At 55.3% G+C, this 18,104-nt stretch carries 15 protein-coding genes; 10 read left to right on the top strand and 5 right to left on the bottom strand.

From position 1 onward, the window contains the following. Window positions 1–201: 201 nt before the first annotated feature. The gene (locus tag QSK07_RS18265; protein ID WP_285722139.1) at window positions 202–1,017 is read left to right on the top strand and encodes a TIM barrel protein; all 816 of its coding nucleotides are present in this window, start codon (window positions 202–204) and stop codon (window positions 1,015–1,017) included. 74 nt (window positions 1,018–1,091) lie between these two features. On the opposite strand, the gene QSK07_RS18260 is transcribed toward QSK07_RS18265, so the two are convergent. Continuing rightward, a complete protein-coding gene (locus QSK07_RS18260) occupies window positions 1,092–2,315 on the bottom strand; it encodes an MFS transporter (RefSeq protein ID WP_285722138.1) in 1,224 nt (407 codons plus the stop codon). Between the two features lie 276 nt (window positions 2,316–2,591). Here QSK07_RS18260 and QSK07_RS18255 point away from each other — a divergent pair, with 276 nt between their 5' ends. Beyond that, a complete protein-coding gene (locus tag QSK07_RS18255; protein WP_285722136.1) occupies window positions 2,592–3,647 on the top strand; it encodes an AI-2E family transporter in 1,056 nt (351 codons plus the stop codon). Here the strand turns inward: QSK07_RS18255 and QSK07_RS18250 are convergent. Beyond that, window positions 3,636–4,313, bottom strand: a complete 678-nt coding sequence (locus QSK07_RS18250; RefSeq protein WP_098052125.1) for a FadR/GntR family transcriptional regulator — start codon at window positions 4,311–4,313, stop codon at window positions 3,636–3,638. The genes QSK07_RS18255 and QSK07_RS18250 overlap by 12 nt on opposite strands. 148 nt (window positions 4,314–4,461) lie before the next feature. Between QSK07_RS18250 and uxuA the strand changes: the two genes are divergently transcribed. The 5 genes from uxuA (at window position 4,462) to QSK07_RS18225 (ending at window position 11,655) form a co-directional block, all read left to right on the top strand. Then, a complete protein-coding gene (uxuA, locus tag QSK07_RS18245) occupies window positions 4,462–5,646 on the top strand; it encodes a mannonate dehydratase (protein WP_098052124.1) in 1,185 nt (394 codons plus the stop codon). A 282-nt stretch (window positions 5,647–5,928) separates the two neighbouring features. Beyond that, a complete protein-coding gene (locus QSK07_RS18240; protein WP_285722133.1) occupies window positions 5,929–7,536 on the top strand; it encodes an EAL domain-containing protein in 1,608 nt (535 codons plus the stop codon). Window positions 7,537–7,975: 439 nt separating this feature from the next. Then, window positions 7,976–9,481 carry a glycine betaine/L-proline transporter ProP gene (proP, locus tag QSK07_RS18235; protein ID WP_275222304.1) on the top strand — a complete coding sequence of 502 codons (1,506 nt, stop codon included), beginning with the start codon at window positions 7,976–7,978 and terminating at the stop codon, window positions 9,479–9,481. A gap of 127 nt (window positions 9,482–9,608) precedes the next feature. Continuing rightward, the gene (hemB, locus tag QSK07_RS18230) at window positions 9,609–10,586 is read left to right on the top strand and encodes a porphobilinogen synthase (RefSeq protein WP_033734324.1); all 978 of its coding nucleotides are present in this window, start codon (window positions 9,609–9,611) and stop codon (window positions 10,584–10,586) included. A gap of 100 nt (window positions 10,587–10,686) precedes the next feature. Beyond that, a complete protein-coding gene (locus QSK07_RS18225) occupies window positions 10,687–11,655 on the top strand; it encodes a sensor domain-containing diguanylate cyclase (protein WP_285722131.1) in 969 nt (322 codons plus the stop codon). A gap of 26 nt (window positions 11,656–11,681) precedes the next feature. Here the strand turns inward: QSK07_RS18225 and QSK07_RS18220 are convergent, their stop codons facing one another. Next, entirely contained in the window at window positions 11,682–12,704 is a 1,023-nt protein-coding gene (locus tag QSK07_RS18220) for an alpha/beta fold hydrolase (protein WP_285722129.1), read from the bottom strand. A gap of 344 nt (window positions 12,705–13,048) precedes the next feature. Here QSK07_RS18220 and QSK07_RS18215 point away from each other — a divergent pair, with 344 nt between their 5' ends. Next, complete coding sequence (locus QSK07_RS18215; protein WP_275222307.1) at window positions 13,049–13,549, top strand: helix-turn-helix domain-containing protein; 501 nt, start codon at window positions 13,049–13,051, stop codon at window positions 13,547–13,549. On the opposite strand, the gene QSK07_RS18210 is transcribed toward QSK07_RS18215, so the two are convergent. Continuing rightward, complete coding sequence (locus QSK07_RS18210) at window positions 13,550–14,209, bottom strand: epoxyqueuosine reductase QueH (protein WP_098052117.1); 660 nt, start codon at window positions 14,207–14,209, stop codon at window positions 13,550–13,552. 271 nt (window positions 14,210–14,480) lie between these two features. Here QSK07_RS18210 and QSK07_RS18205 point away from each other — a divergent pair, with 271 nt between their 5' ends. Next, window positions 14,481–15,869, top strand: a complete 1,389-nt coding sequence (locus QSK07_RS18205) for a sugar porter family MFS transporter (protein ID WP_098052116.1) — start codon at window positions 14,481–14,483, stop codon at window positions 15,867–15,869. Between the two features lie 15 nt (window positions 15,870–15,884). Here the strand turns inward: QSK07_RS18205 and QSK07_RS18200 are convergent, their stop codons facing one another. Continuing rightward, window positions 15,885–16,562 carry an SDR family oxidoreductase gene (locus QSK07_RS18200; protein WP_098052115.1) on the bottom strand — a complete coding sequence of 226 codons (678 nt, stop codon included), beginning with the start codon at window positions 16,560–16,562 and terminating at the stop codon, window positions 15,885–15,887. Between the two features lie 227 nt (window positions 16,563–16,789). Here QSK07_RS18200 and QSK07_RS18195 point away from each other — a divergent pair, with 227 nt between their 5' ends. Next, window positions 16,790–17,809, top strand: coding sequence for a LacI family DNA-binding transcriptional regulator (locus QSK07_RS18195; protein ID WP_285722124.1), 1,020 nt, complete (start codon window positions 16,790–16,792; stop codon window positions 17,807–17,809). Window positions 17,810–18,104: the final 295 nt, after the last annotated feature.

Genomic DNA, 18,104 nt, shown 5'->3' with positions numbered 1-18,104 from the left:
GCTCAGCCTTAGCCAGACAGGCAAAAAGCAGTGGCGGACAGAGCAGGTAATCCTGCGATGTTGATCCAGCGTTTATGCATCAGACTGAAACGGAATATGAAATTAATGCGAGACCGATCTAATAATCTGTATTTCATAATTCACTATTAATGAAATAAATGTTTTCTTTAGTTCATCCTTCTCCTGTCCCGGAGTCAACGCATGGCCATCGATCCCACCCGTTTCTGTATCAATCGCAAAATTGCGCCCCGGCTCTCGCTGGAAGCCTTCTTTCAGCTGGTTCAGCGTCTGGGGCTGAGCAAGGTCGAACTGCGTAATGACATGCCGGGCGGCAGCGTCACCGATGACCTCAGCACCGATCAGCTGCGCGCCCTGGCGGATAAGTATCACATCGATATTGTCACGATTAATGCGCTCTACCCCTTTAACCGGATCGATGACGCGCTGCTGACGCGGGCGGAGTCGCTGCTACAAACCGCACAACAGATCGGCGCAAAGGCACTGGTGATGTGCCCACTGAATGAGGGAATTACCGTGTCGCCTCAGCAGACGCAGGCGGCAATGCAGCAACTGGCGCCGCGCTTTGCACACTATGGCATTCAGGGGCTGGTGGAGCCGCTGGGGTTTCCGATCAGCTCACTGCGTTCGATCGTAGAGGCGCAGCAGTTGATCGCCGCGGCGGATGTGCCCTTCAGGCTGCTGCTGGATACCTTTCACCATCATCTCTATGAACAGGCTGAACAGGAATTTCCGGCGGGTATCAATATTGACCAGATTGGGCTGGTGCATCTTTCGGGTGTGGAAGATCGGCGTCCGACTGCCGAACTGACCGACGACGAACGCATCATGCTGAGTGACAACGATGTGCTGAAGAGCGTGGTGCAGGTTAAACGGCTGGAGATGCTCGGCTATAAGGGCGTCTACGCCTTTGAGCCGTTCTCCGGTCAGCTCAACAGCTGGACACCGGCGGAGATTGAACGCCAGATCCGCCACAGTATTGAACTGCTGCAGGCCTGAAACCTGTTGCACCCGAAATTTATTGGTTTATCTGTGTCTGAAAAGACGTTATGGCCCGCTGCTGGGCCATTTTTTTATCCTGACGAATCCCCGGTTACGGGCTCTGAAGTCTGGCGCCGCTGCAGGCGCAGCGTACAGAAGAAGGCGACGCAGACCAGCAGCGCCGTGAGCAGGTAGACGCGGGAGACGCCGGCATAATTCATGATGAATCCGGCCAGTGGCCCGGTTATTCCCAGCGACAGATCCATAAAAGCAGTGTAGGTCGCCAGGGCGCTGCCCTGATTCTGCTGCGGCACCACTTTTACCGCCACCACACCCAACGCCGGGAACACCAGCGAGAATCCGGCACCGGTCAGAAACGCGCCCGCTTTTGCCATCCAGGGATCACCCGCTGCGGCGACCAGAAAGAGGCCGGCAGCCTCAACTGCCAGACAAACGCTGGCGACCCGCAGGCCACCGTGGCGGTTAATCGCATTCGGGAACAGCAGGCGCGCCCCGACAAAAGCGCCGCTGAACAGGGAAAGCGCAAAGGCGGCCCCTTCCCAGCCTTTATCCTGATAGAACAGCGTGATAAAGGTGGCAATCACGCCGAAACCCGCTGAACCCATCGCCAGAATCGCGCCAAAGCCAGCGATTTTCCCCAGCACCGCCCGAAACGGCAGCGGCCTGGCGCGGCTGGCTTTTACCGCCGGGCGCGGGACCGCGCAGACGATACCCACCACGCAGATGGCCACAATCACCAGCGATAGCCACAGCAGCCCGCCGGCCCGGAAGATCACTACGCCCAGCGGCGCGCCTATCGCCATCGCGCCATAGGTGACGATGCCGTTCCAGGAAATCACGCGGCCAATGTGCAGCGAACCGACCCGCGCTACGCCCCACAACGAGGTGCCGGTGCCGGTGAAGCTCTGGCCCACACCCAGAATCAACCGGCCCACGCAGAGCAGTATCAGGCTCCACAGCGGGGATGCGATCAGTGCCGCCAGCAGAATGCACAACCCGCTAATCAGACAGCCCACCAGACCCGTCACCACCACTTTCTTTGGCCCCCAGAGATCGGCATAGCGCCCGGCATGTGGCCGGCTCAGCAGTGTTGCAACATATTGCAGGCTGATCACCACGCCCGCCCAGAATGCACTGAAGCCCAGCTGGTCATGCACCCAGCCTGGCAGGACCGCCAGCGGCAGACCAATTGTGAGATAGCTGGCAAAGTTGTAGGCGACGATAGAGAGGATCAGCAGCGAGATGTTCAGGCTTCCGGATGGAGCATTCTGTTCCGCTGCAGGCTGTTCAGGCATAGGTTCTCGCACGTAGTTGGCTGAATGATAAGGTTTATCCTTTAACTATACCTGCTTTCGCTACCGGCGCATCACACTGGCACGGTTATCGGGCAGTTAAACGCGGCGCAATAACAGTAACAGCAGGAGGTCGCGGTCCTGCCGTCATAGCTGAGTGCGGTGGCGCTGATTACCTCGCTATTATGCCGCCGCGCTTTACCGTTTCTCTGATAAATCAGATTGTTAATTTTCTTTCAGCTACACTTCCAACAGCCAGATTACGTCACGGGAGAGGCAATGAGCGAGCTGCAACAGGAAAAGATTGGACAAAATATTCTGATAAAACTGGCGATGCTGGTCATCATTGTTGCCGGGGTTCGGGCCGCGTCCGATATTCTGGTCCCGCTTCTGCTGGCGGCGTTCTTTGCCATTGTGCTCAACCCGCTGGTGACGATGCTGATGCGTCGTGGCTTCCGCCGTGGACTGGCGATTGGGCTGGTCATTACTGTGATCTTCTGCGGCATCCTGCTGCTGGGTACCATCATCGCCAGCTCAATGAGCGAGTTTTCTGACCTTTACCCGCAACTGCGCACCACCATGGAGCAGAAAATGACGGTGCTGCAACATCTGGCGGCGGGCTTTCATCTCAATATTTCTACCGACGCGCTGGTACAGCGTTTCGACCCGAATACCATGATGAATCTGGCGAGCGTGGCGCTCAGCGGCTTTTCGGGTGCGATGACCAATACTGTGCTGCTGGTGCTGACCGTGGTCTTTATGCTGTTTGAGGTTCATCACCTGCCTTACAAAATGCGTAACGCGCTGGTGAACCCGAAAATTCGTATCGCCGGGCTGCATAAGGCGCTGAAAGGCGTGACGCATTATCTGGCGCTGAAAACCCTGGTGAGTCTCATCACCGGCATCGCCGTCTGGCTGAGTCTCTATCTGCTGGATGTGAAGTTCGCGCTGCTGTGGGGCGTCGTGGCATTTATCCTCAACTATATTCCTAATATCGGCCCGATTATTGCCGGCATTCCGCCCTTTCTGCAGGCGCTGTTACTGAACAGCCTGTTTGATGCCGCGATGGTGGCAGCGTTGTTTACCGCAATTCATATGGTGTTCGGCAACATGCTGGAACCGCGTCTGATGGGTCGCGGCCTGGGCTTATCAACGCTGGTGGTGTTCCTGTCGCTGGTCTTCTGGGGCTGGCTGCTCGGTCCGGTCGGCATGCTGCTCTCGGTGCCGCTGACCAGTATTACCAAAATCCTGATGGAGACCACGCCAGGCGGCAGCCGTCTGGCGATTATGCTGGGCACCGGACGACCTAAACGCGTTCGGGGATTAACCAAGTAGCCGCTGCTGGACGTGCTGCAGATGGCTCTCCATCGCCTGGCGGGCCGCTGCTTCATTGCCTGCCACAATCGCATCGGCAATCTGCTGATGGTCAGCGTTCATCGCCTGTGCGAAGCTGTTATCGGCATAATGGCGTTCCAGCCGCTGCACGTGCGGGCTGTGACGCCGGTTCCAGAGCTGCTCCAGCAGGTCGCGTAACACGTCATTGCCGCTCATCTCGCCGATCAGCAGATGGAAGCGTTTATCCTGCTCCAGAAATGCCGCATCGTTTTCATTGTACTGCTGCAGTTCAGCGGTCAGCGCCAGCAGTGCCTCCCGCTGCCCGGCGGTACCGTTACGGGCGGCAAATCCTGCCAGCATGCCTTCAAAGGCTTCACGCGCCTGCAAAAGATCCTGCAGGCTGCAGCTCTCCTGCGGGATTGCAGCCTGTGGCTGCGGCTGAGCGACGTAGACGCCGTTGCCGGTGCGGATATCGACCCAGCCGGTCATCTCCAGCGCAATCAATGCCTCACGCACTGATGAACGGCTGACACCCAGCTGTTTTGCCAGCTCGCGCTCGGGCGGCAACAGGCCGCCCGCCACAAAATCACCGTGCGTGATGCTGGCCATAATGGCGTTGGCGATCTGACGATACAGGCGCTCCGTTTTGATGACTGGCAGGGTCATTACCCTCTCCTTTTATTCCGCATAAACCGCTTACTTGCCGGATGCAGTTTGTCATGCTGCGATCCGGATCACGGCCCTGATGTGTCCACTATCCTACTCTTGGCCCAGCGGCCTGACCACTGGGCCACATCACAGTTGAGGAGTAATAATGGAACATACATGGCGATGGTACGGCCCGAACGATCCGGTCTCCCTGGATGATGCGCGTCAGGCGGGCGCAACCGGTATTGTGACGGCGCTGCACCATATCCCTAACGGTGAAGTGTGGCCGGTTGAGGAGATTAAAGCGCGTCAGGCACTGCTGGCGGAAAAGGGTCTGGTCTGGTCGGTGGTTGAGAGCATCCCGGTCCATGAGGCGATCAAAACCCAGCGCGGTAACTACCTTCGCTATATCGCCAGCTATCAGCAGTCGATACGCAATCTGGCCGCCTGCGGTATTGATACCGTCTGCTACAACTTTATGCCGGTGCTGGACTGGACGCGCACCGACCTCGCCTGGACCCTGCCGGATGGCGCAAAAGCGCTACGCTTCGACGCCGACGCTTTCGCCGCTTTCGAGCTGTATCTGCTGCAGCGTCCGGGCGCGGAGCAGGATTACAGCGCGGCTGAACAGCAGGCCGCTGCTCAGCGCTTTGCCACCATGAGCGCTGACGATAAAAGCACGCTGGTGCGCAATATTATTGCCGGTCTGCCCGGTGCCGAAGAAGGTTACACCCTGGAGCAGTTCCAGGCGCAGCTGGCACAGTATGACGGCATCGACAAAGCGAAACTGCGCGAGCATATGGCAACCTTCCTGCGCGCTATCGTGCCGGTTGCGGAAGAAGTAGGTATTAAACTGGCGGTGCATCCGGACGATCCACCGCGCCCGATTCTGGGCCTGCCGCGCATTATCTCTACTCAGGAGGATATGCAGTGGCTAAAGGAAACCGTGGACAGTCTGCACAACGGTTTCTGTTTCTGTACCGGTTCCTATGGCGTGCGTGCCGACAATGTGCTGGTTGAGATGGCGGAAACCTATGCCGACCGCATCAACTTTGTCCACCTGCGCGCCACAAAGCGCGAGGCAAACCCCAGCAGCTTCCATGAAGCCGCACACCTGACGGGCGACGTCGATATGGTCGGTGTCATCAGGGTCATTCTGGCGGAAGAGCAGCGGCGACGACGGGCGGGCAATCAGCGAGCGATTCCGATGCGCCCCGATCACGGCCATCAGATGCTGGACGACCTGCATAAAAATACCAATCCCGGCTATTCTGCCATTGGCAGGCTGAAAGGACTGGCTGAATTGCGTGGCGTTGAAGTGGCGCTGAAACAGATCTATTTTGCTGATTAAGAATCACCTTTACCCTGCGCCCGCGCTCAGGCGGGCCAGGGTCAACCCAGGCTGCAGCAGCGATTCATCCTTCTGCCTGGCCCGCCGTTCTCACCTGTTTTTTTGCTGAATACCAATAAAGGCAAAACAACCTGTCAATAAAATGTAAAGTCTGGTCGATAATTGACCTGAGTCAGTTCAGTTGATCGCAAAAACGCTAATCTGCACCGCCCGGAGAAATGCTATGCTGCGCCACTGATTAGCCCCTCCATATAATACCAATAATACCCAGAGGATTTAGCGGTGCCGCTACTGAAACGAAAACGCGACTACGCCAGGCTGGTGATTATTATCTCCGGCGTGCTGCCTCTGATTATTGGCATTTTTTTCACGGCCCTTGATGCGCGTCACACCGTGTGGCAGCAGCAGATGAGCGCGGCAAAGACGTTATTATCTCAGGCCGAGAGAATGAGCGACAGCGCCTGGAATATGATTACTGAACTGCGCCAGTTTCAGCATCAGCCCTGCAGCCAGATTGAAAGCCAGTTACAGCGCATCGGTGCGCTGACTCCCTATTTTCGCGCCATTGGTAAAATGGAAGAAAATAGAATTGCCTGCTCTTCAGCCTATGGTACAAAGCCTGCTTTTCTGAGTGATATGATCATGCGTGATGCGCCGGTCACCGGAAAAGCCTGGTGGAGCCTGTCGATTGCCGGAACGGCGGGTGTGCCGGACCGTCCCGCAGTGATTTTTATGCGCGATCTGCCCGATGGTGAGGGATTCTGGGCAGTCGTTGATGGCCAGTATCTGATCGATTTTATGCGCGCCATCAGCAGTACCCATCTCTATCATTTCAGCATGGAATTTAACGACGGCGCCCCGATCTCGTTTGGCGCTCCGCAAATCGCTCAGTCCGGCTGGTTGAAACCGCTGATTTATCAGGCCAGCTCCAGCCGCTATCCGCTCTCTGTCACCCTTATTGCCTCACCCTCTGAGCTGATCCTGGCCTGGCGTCAGGTGATGTTGATCATCATGCCGATGGCGATAATTTTCTCGATTCTGCTGATGATGCTGATGGCGAACTGGCTGCAACGGCGTATTTCCTGGCGCGATGAGATTCGGCGGGCCATCGCCAGCGGTCAGTTCAGGGCGCACTATCAGCCGGTCTATGACAACCGGCTGCAGCGCTGTAGCGGCGCAGAGGTACTGCTGCGCTGGACAACGCCCGACGGTAACGGCATCCGGCCCGATATTTTTATCAGTGCCGCTGAAGCGGAAGGCATGATTGTGCCGCTGACCCGACATCTGCTCGATTTAATTGCAGAGGATGTGCAGGCGTGGCAGGTTGAGCCAGGCTTCCATCTGGCCATTAACGTGGCGGCCGATCATCTGCAGCACCCGGACTTTGTCGACGATATGCTGCACTTCGCCGGGCGGGTAAAAGAGAAGCAGTTCCTGATTACCCTGGAGCTGACCGAACGCAGCCTGATCAAAGATGGCGTTGAGGTGGCACGCAAGCTGGAGCAGCTGCGCGGTTGCGGAATGAAAGTCGCGATTGATGATTTTGGTACCGGTCACTGTTCGCTGAGTTACTTACAGACCTTCACCATGGATTATCTGAAGATCGATCGCGGCTTTATCAACACGATCGAATCTTTGGAGGGCAAAACCCCGGTGCTGGATGCAATCATTCAGCTCAGTCATGAGCTTGAGCTGGAAGTGCTGGGGGAAGGCGTCGAGAGCGCATTGCAGTTCAGCTATCTGCAACGGCGCGGCGTGGTCTTCATTCAGGGCTATTATTATGCCCGCCCGATGGACAACGCGGCGTTGATCGCCTGGCTCGCCAGACAGGGCGCACAGCCGGTTAAAGCGAATCACGCCCCTGATACTCATCAGACAGCCAGCATCTGAACCAACCCTGAACTTAACAGGCTTTCCGCGCAATATCGGCGTCTGCGCGTCTTTCGTTATGTCGCATGGCTTACTGCCATCCTGCTCTGTATAGAGAATAACCACCTGTGACGTCGGTATCGCCGCTCATCACTCCTTCCCGCCCCCAATTTGCTGAAAAAAACGGCGATCGTCACGCAGCGTGATAATTTTTTTGCGCAGCTAACCAGCCATATCAGTGATAGAAATAGCCTGTATGTAGCCCAAACATGACAGATATCACACTAAAACGGTATACTCTGTCGCTGTTCGCAATAATAACAACAGTAATTATTGTGTCAGCGAGCGCGTAAACCGTGCTTATTTGAAGCTATGCTTAAATTTCTCAACGCAGCGGTCTGACTGCTTCACCCCGGCTCGCGCCGTTGAGGACTTTCGTGTTCTATAACAGGGTAATTCTATGAAATTGCGTAGGAAGCGTGTAAAACCAATTGGGCTAGATGATGTGACCATCATCGATGATGCCCGTTTACGTAAAGCCATCACCGCGGCCTCTCTGGGTAACGCGATGGAGTGGTTCGACTTCGGTGTTTATGGCTTTGTGGCCTATGCACTGGGTAAAGTCTTCTTCCCGGATGCATCACCAGGTGTGCAGATGATCGCCGCGCTGGGTACTTTCTCTGTACCTTTCCTGATCCGTCCGCTGGGTGGTCTGTTCTTTGGTATGCTGGGCGACAAATATGGTCGTCAGAAAATCCTTTCCATCACCATCATCATCATGTCAGTCAGTACGTTCTGTATCGGCCTGATACCCTCCTATGCCTCCATCGGCATCTGGGCGCCGATTCTGCTGCTGTTAGCTAAGATGGCACAGGGCTTCTCGGTCGGCGGTGAATATACCGGTGCGTCTATCTTTGTCGCCGAATATTCGCCTGACCGTAAACGCGGCTTTATGGGGAGCTGGCTCGACTTCGGTTCGATTGCGGGCTTCGTGCTGGGCGCGGGTCTGGTGGTGCTGATCTCCTCCATTATCGGGGAAGCGAACTTCCTTGAGTGGGGCTGGCGTCTGCCGTTCTTCGTCGCGTTGCCGCTGGGCATCATCGGTCTTTACCTGCGTCATGCGCTGGAAGAGACCCCGGCATTCCAGCAGCACGTGGATAAACTGGAACAGGGCGACCGCGAAGGCCTGCAGGATGGTCCGCAGGTTTCGTTTAAAGAGATTGCGACCAAACATTGGCGCAGCCTGCTCTCCTGTATCGGTCTGGTTATCGCGACGAACGTCACCTACTACATGTTGCTGACGTACATGCCGAGCTACCTGTCGCATAACCTGCACTACAGCGAAGATCACGGCGTGATGATTATCATCGCCATCATGCTTGGTATGCTGTTTGTTCAGCCGATGATCGGCATGATGAGTGACCGTTTCGGCCGTCGTCCGTTTGTCATTATCGGCAGTATCGCCCTGCTGGTCTTCGCAATTCCCGCCTTTATGATGATCAACAGTGGCGTGCTGGGCCTGATTTTTGCCGGTCTGCTGCTGATGGCGGTGATCCTCAACGCCTTTACCGGTGTGATGGCCTCGTCACTGCCTGCGATGTTCCCGACGCACATCCGCTACAGTGCGCTGGCGAGTGCGTTTAACATCTCGGTACTGGTTGCCGGTCTGACGCCAACGCTGGCGGCCTGGCTGGTAGAAACCACCAGCAACCTCTACATGCCAGCCTACTATCTGATGGTCGTCGCAGTGATTGGTCTGATTACCGGTCTGTTCATGAAAGAGACGGCGAACAAGCCACTGAAAGGTGCGACACCAGCCGCCTCAGACATGGAAGAAGCGCGCGAAATCCTGCAGGAGCATCACGATAACATCGAGCATAAAATCGAAGATATCGACGAAGAGATCGCTCGCCTGGAAGCGAAACGTAAAACCCTGGTGCAGCAGCATCCGGATATCAACGAGTAATCGCTCTGCTCTCCCGCCGCCCGGCGGGAGACTCCTTTTCCCCTCTTATTTCCGCACACAAACCTTCATGCCTTGCGGGCAAAGAGAGTAAACTGTCGTCACTTTTTTCACCTGCGTAAGAATGAAAATGTCTGATTATTCACTTATCCAGCGCCCAAGAAGATTGCGCGCCAGCGCTTCAATGCGTGAAATGTTCCAGGAGTCTTCTCTGAGCCTGAACGATCTGGCTCTGCCTATCTTTGTTGAAGAAGAAGTCGACGATTACAAAGCGATTCAGGCGATGCCTGGCGTGATGCGTATTCCGGAAAAACGTCTCGCTTATGAGATTGAGCGCATCGCCAAAGCAGGCATTCGCTCGGTGATGACCTTTGGTATTTCGCACCATACCGATGCGACCGGCAGCGATGCCTGGAACGAAAACGGTCTGGTGGCACGTATGTCCCGCATCTGCAAAGATACCGTGCCGGAAATGATCGTGATGTCTGACACCTGTTTCTGTGAATACACCAGCCACGGCCACTGTGGCGTGCTCTGCGATCACGGCGTCGATAACGATGCAACTCTGGCAAACCTGGGTAAGCAGGCCGTGGTTGCCGCCGCGGCCGGTGCGGATTTTATTGCGCCGTCAGCGGCAATGGATGGTCAGGTTGAGGCGATTCGCCGGGCACTGGACGCGGCGGGCTTTACCCAGACCGCCATCATGTCCTACTCCACCAAATTCGCTTCATCGTTTTACGGCCCGTTCCGTGAAGCAGCCGGAACAGCGCTGAAAGGCGATCGTAAAACCTACCAGATGAACCCGATGAACCGTCGTGAAGCGATCCGTGAATCGCTGCTTGATGCGGCGCAGGGCGCGGATTCACTGATGGTGAAGCCGGCAGGTGCCTATCTGGATATCCTGCGCGACATTCGTGAACGCACCGAACTGCCGCTGGCGGCGTATCAGGTGAGTGGCGAATACGCGATGATCAAATTTGCCGCACAGGCCGGTGCCATTGATGAGCGTAATGTAGTGCTGGAAAGTCTCGGTGCGATTAAACGCGCCGGTGCGGACCTGATTTTCAGCTATTTCGCCCTTGATCTCGCAGAACAAAAAGTGCTCTGATCCCCTCCTCATAAAGAGCGTGATATGTGTATCACGCTCTCCTTCGCCATAAGGCAAACACCAGAACCTGGCTTCCGCTAAAACAATAAAGGTCTCTGTGATGAAAGCACCTGAAATCCCTGCCGACGAGGCACAACGTTTATCGCAGTTGCGTGCGCTGAACATAATGAACACACCAGCGGAGGAGCGGTTTGATCGTTTAACCCGCCTGGCACGCCGCCTGTATGACGTTCCTATCGCGTTAGTCAGCCTGCTGGAAGCTGACCACCAGTGGTTTAAATCTGCTCAGGGCTATAAACCTCAAGGATCGCCCCGCAACATCTCCTTTTGCGGCCATGCCATCCTGCAGGATGAGATCATGATTGTCGAAGATGCGCAAAAAGATGCGCGTTTTTATGATAATCCGCTGGTGACCGGCGAGCCGCATATTCGCTTTTATGCAGGCTGTCCGCTGCGTGCACCCGGCGGCGCGAAAATGGGTACGCTCTGCATTATTGGCCGCGAGCCGCGTCAGTTTAATGAAGAGGATCAGGCCACGATGCGCGACCTTGCCGCGATGGCCGAAGCGGAACTGGTCGCCTTTCAAACCGCCACCTGCGATGAGCTGACCCAGATTACCAACCGCCGCGGCTTTATGACGCTGGGGCAGATGGTACTGAATGAGTGCCTGATGAAAAACCGGCCCGCCAGCCTGACCTTTCTCGATCTCGACAAGTTTAAGCAGATTAACGACACGCTGGGCCACCGTGAAGGCGACCGCGCACTGATGGACTTTGCCGATGCGATGAAGGTAGTGTTTAAGCACTCCGATCTGTTTGCCCGTCTGGGCGGCGATGAGTTCGTGGTGCTGTTTAACGGCCTGCAGCAGCAGCAGAGCGAAGCGTTACTCGCCCAGTTCGATCGTTATCTGAAACAGCAGTCAGTCAGCCTGAACCGTCGTTACCGCCTGCAATTCTCGTCCGGCGTGGTGGAGTTTGACGCGGCGCACCCGCAATCGCTGGAACAGTTGCTGCACGACAGCGATGAGCAGATGTACCTCAGGAAAAAGCAGAAACGCGTAGCGGTTTGAGATCAGGCGCCGCAGCGCCTGACCCGTCAGGGTCGCGCCAGATCGTCGAGCAGTGTCTGATTAAACTTTGCCGGTTCTTCCATTTGTGGCGCGTGTCCCATCCCGGGGAATTCAATTAAACGCGCGCCCGGAATGCGTTTTGCGGCCTCTTTCCCCAGCACCGCATAATCCCCCAGCCGGGCTTTCACGTCTGCTGAGGCGATGTCACTGCCGATGGCTGTGGTGTCTGAGGTGCCGATCATCAGGGTGGTGGGCACGTTCAGGTCGCCAAATTCATAAAATACCGGCTGCGTGAAAATCATGTCGTAGATGAGGGCGGAGTTCCACGCCACTTTCTGATGTCCCGGCCCGCTGTTGAGCCCGGCCAGCATATCGACCCACTTGTCATAGTCAGATTTCCAGCGCCCGACATAGTAGGTCTGCTGCTCATACTTCTTAATGCCCTCCGCGCTGAGTTTCAGTTCACGCTGATACCACTGATCCACCGACCGCCACGGTGCGCCTTTGGCTTTCCAGTCCTCCAGCCCAATCGGGTTGACCAGCACCAGCTTCTGCGTCTGTTCCGGGTACATCAGCGCATAACGCGTGGCCAGCATTCCGCCCGTAGAATGACCGATGATCACCGCCTTCTCCACCCCCAGCCGGGCGAGCAGCTGATGGGTGTTTTCAGCCAGTTGCTGAAAGCTGTATTGATAGCTGGCGGGCTTGGTCGAGCTGCAGAAGCCAATCTGGTCGGGCGCGATAACGCGATAGCCCTGCTGACTCAGTGCACGAATGGTCACTTCCCACGTTGCGCCACAGAAGTTTTTACCGTGCATCAGCACCACCGTTTTGCCGTTGGCCTGTTGCACCGGTTTCACATCCATATAGCCCATACTCAGCGTTTGCTGCTGGGACTGAAAATCGACATGCTGCAGAGGATAGGGGTAATGAAATCCTTCCAGCTGTTCGCCATAAACAGGCGCGGCACTGGCGGGCGCATGCGCAAATAAAGCCAGCGAGGTGAGCAAAGCGGCAAGCGGTTTTTTCAACGCGTATGTCGGGCTCATCCGGTGTTCTCCAGGTTAAAGGTGAGTCGTAAGCCTGGCATGTCGCGGCAGAAAATCTATTGATGGTCCGTGCTATGGCGTTGATTTCATAGACGCTGGCCGCCTTAACCGTGAAGCGGCAAGCGAAATAATATGCTCGCGTTTATCTTATCCGCCCTGGATAAATTATTCCTCTTAGAGTTAACAACAGACTAATCACAATTCGTCTTTTTTATTAATAACTGCTGTTCATATGAATATCTCAAGAGATAACGATTCAAATACTGAAAGAACTTTACGCAAAGAATAAGCACATTAAGATAAACAATTCATAATCCCGCTGAATTAAACAGGGGAGAACAGCCATGAAAGAAAAAAGATATAACGAAAGCGTGATCGTCTCTATCACTGAGTGGATTAACAATAATCTCGACCAGCGTTTAAGCGTGGATGATATTGCAGAAAAAGCCGGCTATTCGAAATGGTATTTACAGAAACTCTTTGCCCGTTATCATAATGAAACGCTGGCGCGCTATATTCGCAAGAAAAAACTTAACGCCAGTGTGAATGATTTGAAAAACAGCCGCACGCCAATCATCAGCCTGGCGCTGAAATACCATTTTGAAAGCCAGCAGTCTTTTACCCGCTCGTTTAAGCAGATTATGGGCTGCACGCCAGGCGCCTGCCGTAAACGTATGATGAGTAAAGAAGCGAAGCAGCAGGTGGCCGACGTTGACGACCCCTGCGCGCTGTGCAACTACGTACGGCCAGACAGCATAAAGCAGAGCTATGGCGTAACAGTCCGGCCTGTTACGCGCTCAGCGCGCGGCTATGCGCAGGCAGATGCTTTCTGCGATATCAGTTAATCAGGATTCATCCGGCTGATAATATTGCACACCAATCTTAATACGCTCACGTCCCTGGGTGACGCGATGACGGTTGGTGTCGCGCAGTGAATAGACGCAGCCGCAATATTCCTGCTGATAGAAGCTCTCGCGCTTGCTGATTTCAATCATGCGTGCCGATCCGCCACCTTTACGCCAGTTGAAATCCCAGTAGAGCAGATCCGGATACGCCGCCGCCGCACGGACACCACAGCTATTAATCTGCTTCATATCTTTCCAGCGTGAAATACCCAGACAACTGGTCATTACCGGGAATCCGTGCTCATGGGCATAGAGTGCCGTGCGCTCAAAGCGCATATCAAAACACATGGTGCAGCGTTCACCGCGCTCCGGCGACCACTCCAGCCCGCGCGCCCGCTCAAACCAGTTATCCCGGTCGTAGTCAGCATCAACAAACGGCACGCCAAATTTCTCAGCGAAGCGAATATTCTCCTCTTTGCGCAGCTCATACTCTTTGAGCGGATGAATATTCGGGTTGTAGAAATAGATGGTGTATTCAATGCCGGAGGCCAGCATCGCTTCCATCACTTCACCCGAACAGGGTGCGCAGCAGGAGTGCAGTAAAACTTTTTTATGACCGCCCGGCAAGGGCAGCGGCTGACGCTGGAAAGGTTCGGACATAAGCACCTTCAATAAATAGCAGAAAGGCGGAAGTGTAATGCCGCAGGCGGTCAGTTGCAAAATCTGACCTGCTGCAGGCTGCTTTGCGTATTCGTGCCTCGGCTACGGTTTCCCGTTTCTGCATCAACCTGCTGATCTCTGATGCTTTCTTTTCACAGCCCAGTTATACGACCCCGGCGATAGCCGGAAGTGTGATCGGACCCACATTGATATCGGCTATGTTTACATAACATTAACAATGTTGACACTGAATCATCGCAAGGAGACTCGCATGGCCGCGGCTAAAAAATCGGGAAATCATCAGAACCGTTTTACCTGGTTCGTCTGTTTTATGGCGGCGCTGTCCGGCCTGCTGTTTGGTCTGGATATCGGCGTCATCGCAGGGGCCTTGCCGTTCCTGGCGAAGGATTTGCAGATTACCAGCCATCAGCAGGAGTGGGTGGTGAGTTCGATGATGTTTGGTGCGGCGCTGGGTGCGCTGGCGGCGGGCTGGATGTCCTCAAAGCTGGGACGTAAGAAAAGTATGCTGGCGGGTGCGACGCTGTTCGTCATTGGTTCGCTGTGGTCCGCCTTTTCTCCCGATGTGGAGTCGCTGGTCTGTGCCCGTGTGATGCTGGGGCTGGCGGTAGGGATCGCTTCTTACACCGCGCCGCTCTATCTGGCGGAGATTGCGCCGGAACGTATTCGTGGCTCAATGATTTCGATGTACCAGCTGATGCTCACCACCGGGATCGTGGTCGCTTATCTCTCCGACACCGCGTTCAGCTACAGCGGCAACTGGCGCGGGATGCTCGGCGTTATCGCTATTCCGGCGGTGATCCTGTTTATCGGCGTGCTGTTTTTGCCCAACAGTCCGCGCTGGCTGGCAGCGCACGGACGCTTCAACGAGGCGCAGCGCGTGCTGGATCGGCTGCGTAACAGCAGCGAGCAGGCGCGGGAGGAGCTGGAAGAGATCCGTGAAAGCCTGCAGGTGAAACAGCGCGGCTGGTCGCTGTTCCACTCTAATGGCAATTTCCGCCGCGCGGTCTGGCTGGGGATGCTGCTACAGGTCATGCAGCAGTTTACCGGGATGAATGTGGTGATGTATTACGCCCCTAAAATCTTCAATATTGCCGGTTTCTCCAGCACCAGTGAGCAGATGTGGGGCACGGTAGTTGTCGGGCTGGTCAACATGCTGGCCACGCTGATTGCCATCTTTTTTGTCGATCGCTGGGGTCGTAAGCCAATGCTGACCACCAGTTTTCTGGTGATGGCGGTGGGCATGGGCGTGCTGGGCACGCTGCTGCACATCGGCGTCGAAACGGATTTCCGCAAATACTTTGCGGTCGCGATGCTGCTGATGTTTATCGTTGGCTTTGCAATGGCGGCCGGACCGGTCATCTGGCTACTCTGTTCAGAGATTCAGCCGCTGAAAGGGCGTGACTTCGGCATTACTGCTTCCACCACCACCAACTGGGTCGGCAACATGATAGTGGGAGCCACTTTCCTGACGATGCTGGATCAACTGGGGAATGCCAACACTTTCTGGTTCTACGGCGCGCTCAATCTGGTGTTTATCATGCTGACGATGATGCTGGTACCCGAGACCAAACATGTGACGCTGGAGCACATTGAACGCAACCTGATGAAGGGTAAGGCACTGCGTGACATCGGGGCGTAACCGCCCCGTTTCAGCTTACCACTGCAGCTGCTGGCCGGCGTAATCAACGTAGTGATGCCCCCCACGTCCGCGCCATTGGGTCAGCTGCTGAACGATACCGGCCGCGCTCTCTTCTGCCGTCAGCGGCGCACTCTCGCCGCCCATATCCGTTTTCACCCAGCCGGGATGCAGCGTCAGCAGCGTCCCGTTCTGTGCTTCAACCGCCGGGGTCAGCGTGCGGCTCAGCATATTCAGTGCGGCTTTGCTGGCCGAGTAAATCGGCATCTGCGCCTCCGGATTTTCATTCAGGCTGCCGAGCTGGGATGAGGTCAGTGCCAGTACGCCCTCCGGCTTCAGCAGCGGCAGCAGAATCTCTGCAGTGCGAACCGGGGCTATCGCATTGGTCAGGAATAGCTGCGCCAGTTCCTGATCGTTACTCTGCGACACCTTCTGGTGCGAAGGCCCGGAAATTCCGGCATTAATCAGAATCGCATCGAACGCTTTGCCACTGAGCTGGCCGGCAAGCTGCTGAACCGCTGATGCGTCGGTCATATCCAGCGCCTGCCAGTCGATACCTGGCCTGTTGCCCTGCTCCGGAACACCGCTGCGGTGGGTGGCCGTGACCTGCCAGCCCTCACCGGCAAACGCCTGCACAACCGCCAGACCGATACCGCGTGAAGCACCAATAATCAGAACGTCTTTTTGCTGCGCCATATTCACTCCTCGTTAATTGTCTCGCTACAAGCTTAACGGTATTTCCGCCAGGACAGCGGCCCGCTGTGCTTTTTAGCCTGACGACCGCACCGAAGGTAAAAGCCTGTGGCGCAGCGCCGTTGATGGTTTTCCATCATTAAATCGCTTTATCTTTTACTATTAAACGGTTAGAAGAGTTAAACAGTCTGACAGGCATCAGCTAATCGCCATCTACACGTGGAGTCTGAATGAAAAAGCTCACCTTAGAGGTGGTGGCAAAAATGGCGGGCGTCGGGATTGCGACGGTCGACCGGGTGCTGAATGAGCGCGGCGGCGTCTCGCTGGAGACCAGCCGCAAAGTTCTGAAGGCCGCGCGCGAAGCGGGACTTCGCCGTCTGCTGCCAGAGGAGTATCAGCATCCGTGGCAAATCGAAGTCTTCCTCAGCAATAACGGCTCATCCTTTTTTCAGCAGCTCACCACTTGTTTCAGCGAGATCGCCAGTCAGCTTGGCTATCGCCGCCTGAAGCTGCACAAAACCCTGGTAGCCGAAGCGCAGCCCGGGCAGCTGGCACAGAGCATTGTCGCCCGCAGCAGCACCCGAGACGGCATTATTGTGTTTGCACATGACTCACCGCCTGTCTATCGGGCACTGGCGCTATGCCGCAGCCGCAATGTGCCGGTGATCACCATCGTCACCGATCTGCCCGACGCTGACCGCTTGTGTCATGTTGGCATCAACCAGTATCAGGCAGGCCGTACCGCGGGCCTGCTGATGAGTAAAACCCTGAACCAGCCCGGCGACATTCTGATGGTCAGCGGCCGCTTTGATTATCGCGCCCATCGTCAGCGTATCGCCGGTTTCCGTGAAGCCATGGAGCAGCGTGCGCCGCAGCGTTATCTGCGTGAGGTGCTGTCGGGTCAGGACCAGCGGCAAACCATCCGCAGCGAGCTGGCCCGCAATCTGCGTTCGTCACAGGCGATTGCCGGGGTCTATAACACCGGCATGGGCAACACGGACGTCAGCGATACCCTGCGCGCCCATCAGCTGCTGGGTAAATGCACATACATTACCCATGAGCTTTATGATGTGACCCGTCAGCTACTGCTGAACGATGAAGTGGCGTTTACCCTGGATCAACATGCCCGACAGCATGCCCGTTTAGCGATCGATCTGATGCTGAGTCATCTGGAAACCGGCTATCAACCGGATGTTTATGAGGAGGGTAAAGTCGCATTCCGGCTGTTTACGGCGGAAAATATGGTGTGAGTAGTAAGTATTTTTCATATTGCTGTCAAGTGATAAACACTGCGGTCTAACTATAAAGCTCCAACATCCACTGTTGAAAGTAACTGTTTTGAAAAAAATCCTCTGATTAGCGATCACTAAATAGCCAACAACTTTTTTTTCTGATAATTTTTTCTTACTTTATTCTGGATTAAAGGAGCAATTCATCACACCTACCCTCAACTAAGAAATTGATTAATATAACAAAAAAATATTTTTAACCTTTCATATCCCGGATACTTCATTACATCAGCTAATGAAGTTCAAAACATGGCTT

The organism is Pantoea sp. QMID4, assembly GCF_030270445.1.
In the GTDB taxonomy this organism is placed as follows: domain Bacteria; phylum Pseudomonadota; class Gammaproteobacteria; order Enterobacterales; family Enterobacteriaceae; genus Pantoea; species Pantoea vagans.
This window is presented reverse-complemented; position numbering and strand designations above follow the sequence as displayed.

What these genes read in the sequence shown, in the direction of transcription:
- QSK07_RS18265 (WP_285722139.1), top strand. Translation starts at nt 202, where the DNA reads ATGGCCATCGATCCCACCCGTTTCTGTATCAATCGCAAAATTGCGCCC.
- QSK07_RS18260 (WP_285722138.1), bottom strand. Translation starts at nt 2,315, where the DNA reads ATGCCTGAACAGCCTGCAGCGGAACAGAATGCTCCATCCGGAAGCCTG.
- QSK07_RS18255 (WP_285722136.1), top strand. Translation starts at nt 2,592, where the DNA reads ATGAGCGAGCTGCAACAGGAAAAGATTGGACAAAATATTCTGATAAAA.
- QSK07_RS18250 (WP_098052125.1), bottom strand. Translation starts at nt 4,313, where the DNA reads ATGACCCTGCCAGTCATCAAAACGGAGCGCCTGTATCGTCAGATCGCC.
- uxuA (WP_098052124.1), top strand. Translation starts at nt 4,462, where the DNA reads ATGGAACATACATGGCGATGGTACGGCCCGAACGATCCGGTCTCCCTG.
- proP (WP_275222304.1), top strand. Translation starts at nt 7,976, where the DNA reads ATGAAATTGCGTAGGAAGCGTGTAAAACCAATTGGGCTAGATGATGTG.
- hemB (WP_033734324.1), top strand. Translation starts at nt 9,609, where the DNA reads ATGTCTGATTATTCACTTATCCAGCGCCCAAGAAGATTGCGCGCCAGC.
- QSK07_RS18225 (WP_285722131.1), top strand. Translation starts at nt 10,687, where the DNA reads ATGAAAGCACCTGAAATCCCTGCCGACGAGGCACAACGTTTATCGCAG.
- QSK07_RS18220 (WP_285722129.1), bottom strand. Translation starts at nt 12,704, where the DNA reads ATGAGCCCGACATACGCGTTGAAAAAACCGCTTGCCGCTTTGCTCACC.
- QSK07_RS18215 (WP_275222307.1), top strand. Translation starts at nt 13,049, where the DNA reads ATGAAAGAAAAAAGATATAACGAAAGCGTGATCGTCTCTATCACTGAG.
- QSK07_RS18210 (WP_098052117.1), bottom strand. Translation starts at nt 14,209, where the DNA reads ATGTCCGAACCTTTCCAGCGTCAGCCGCTGCCCTTGCCGGGCGGTCAT.
- QSK07_RS18205 (WP_098052116.1), top strand. Translation starts at nt 14,481, where the DNA reads ATGGCCGCGGCTAAAAAATCGGGAAATCATCAGAACCGTTTTACCTGG.
- QSK07_RS18200 (WP_098052115.1), bottom strand. Translation starts at nt 16,562, where the DNA reads ATGGCGCAGCAAAAAGACGTTCTGATTATTGGTGCTTCACGCGGTATC.
- QSK07_RS18195 (WP_285722124.1), top strand. Translation starts at nt 16,790, where the DNA reads ATGAAAAAGCTCACCTTAGAGGTGGTGGCAAAAATGGCGGGCGTCGGG.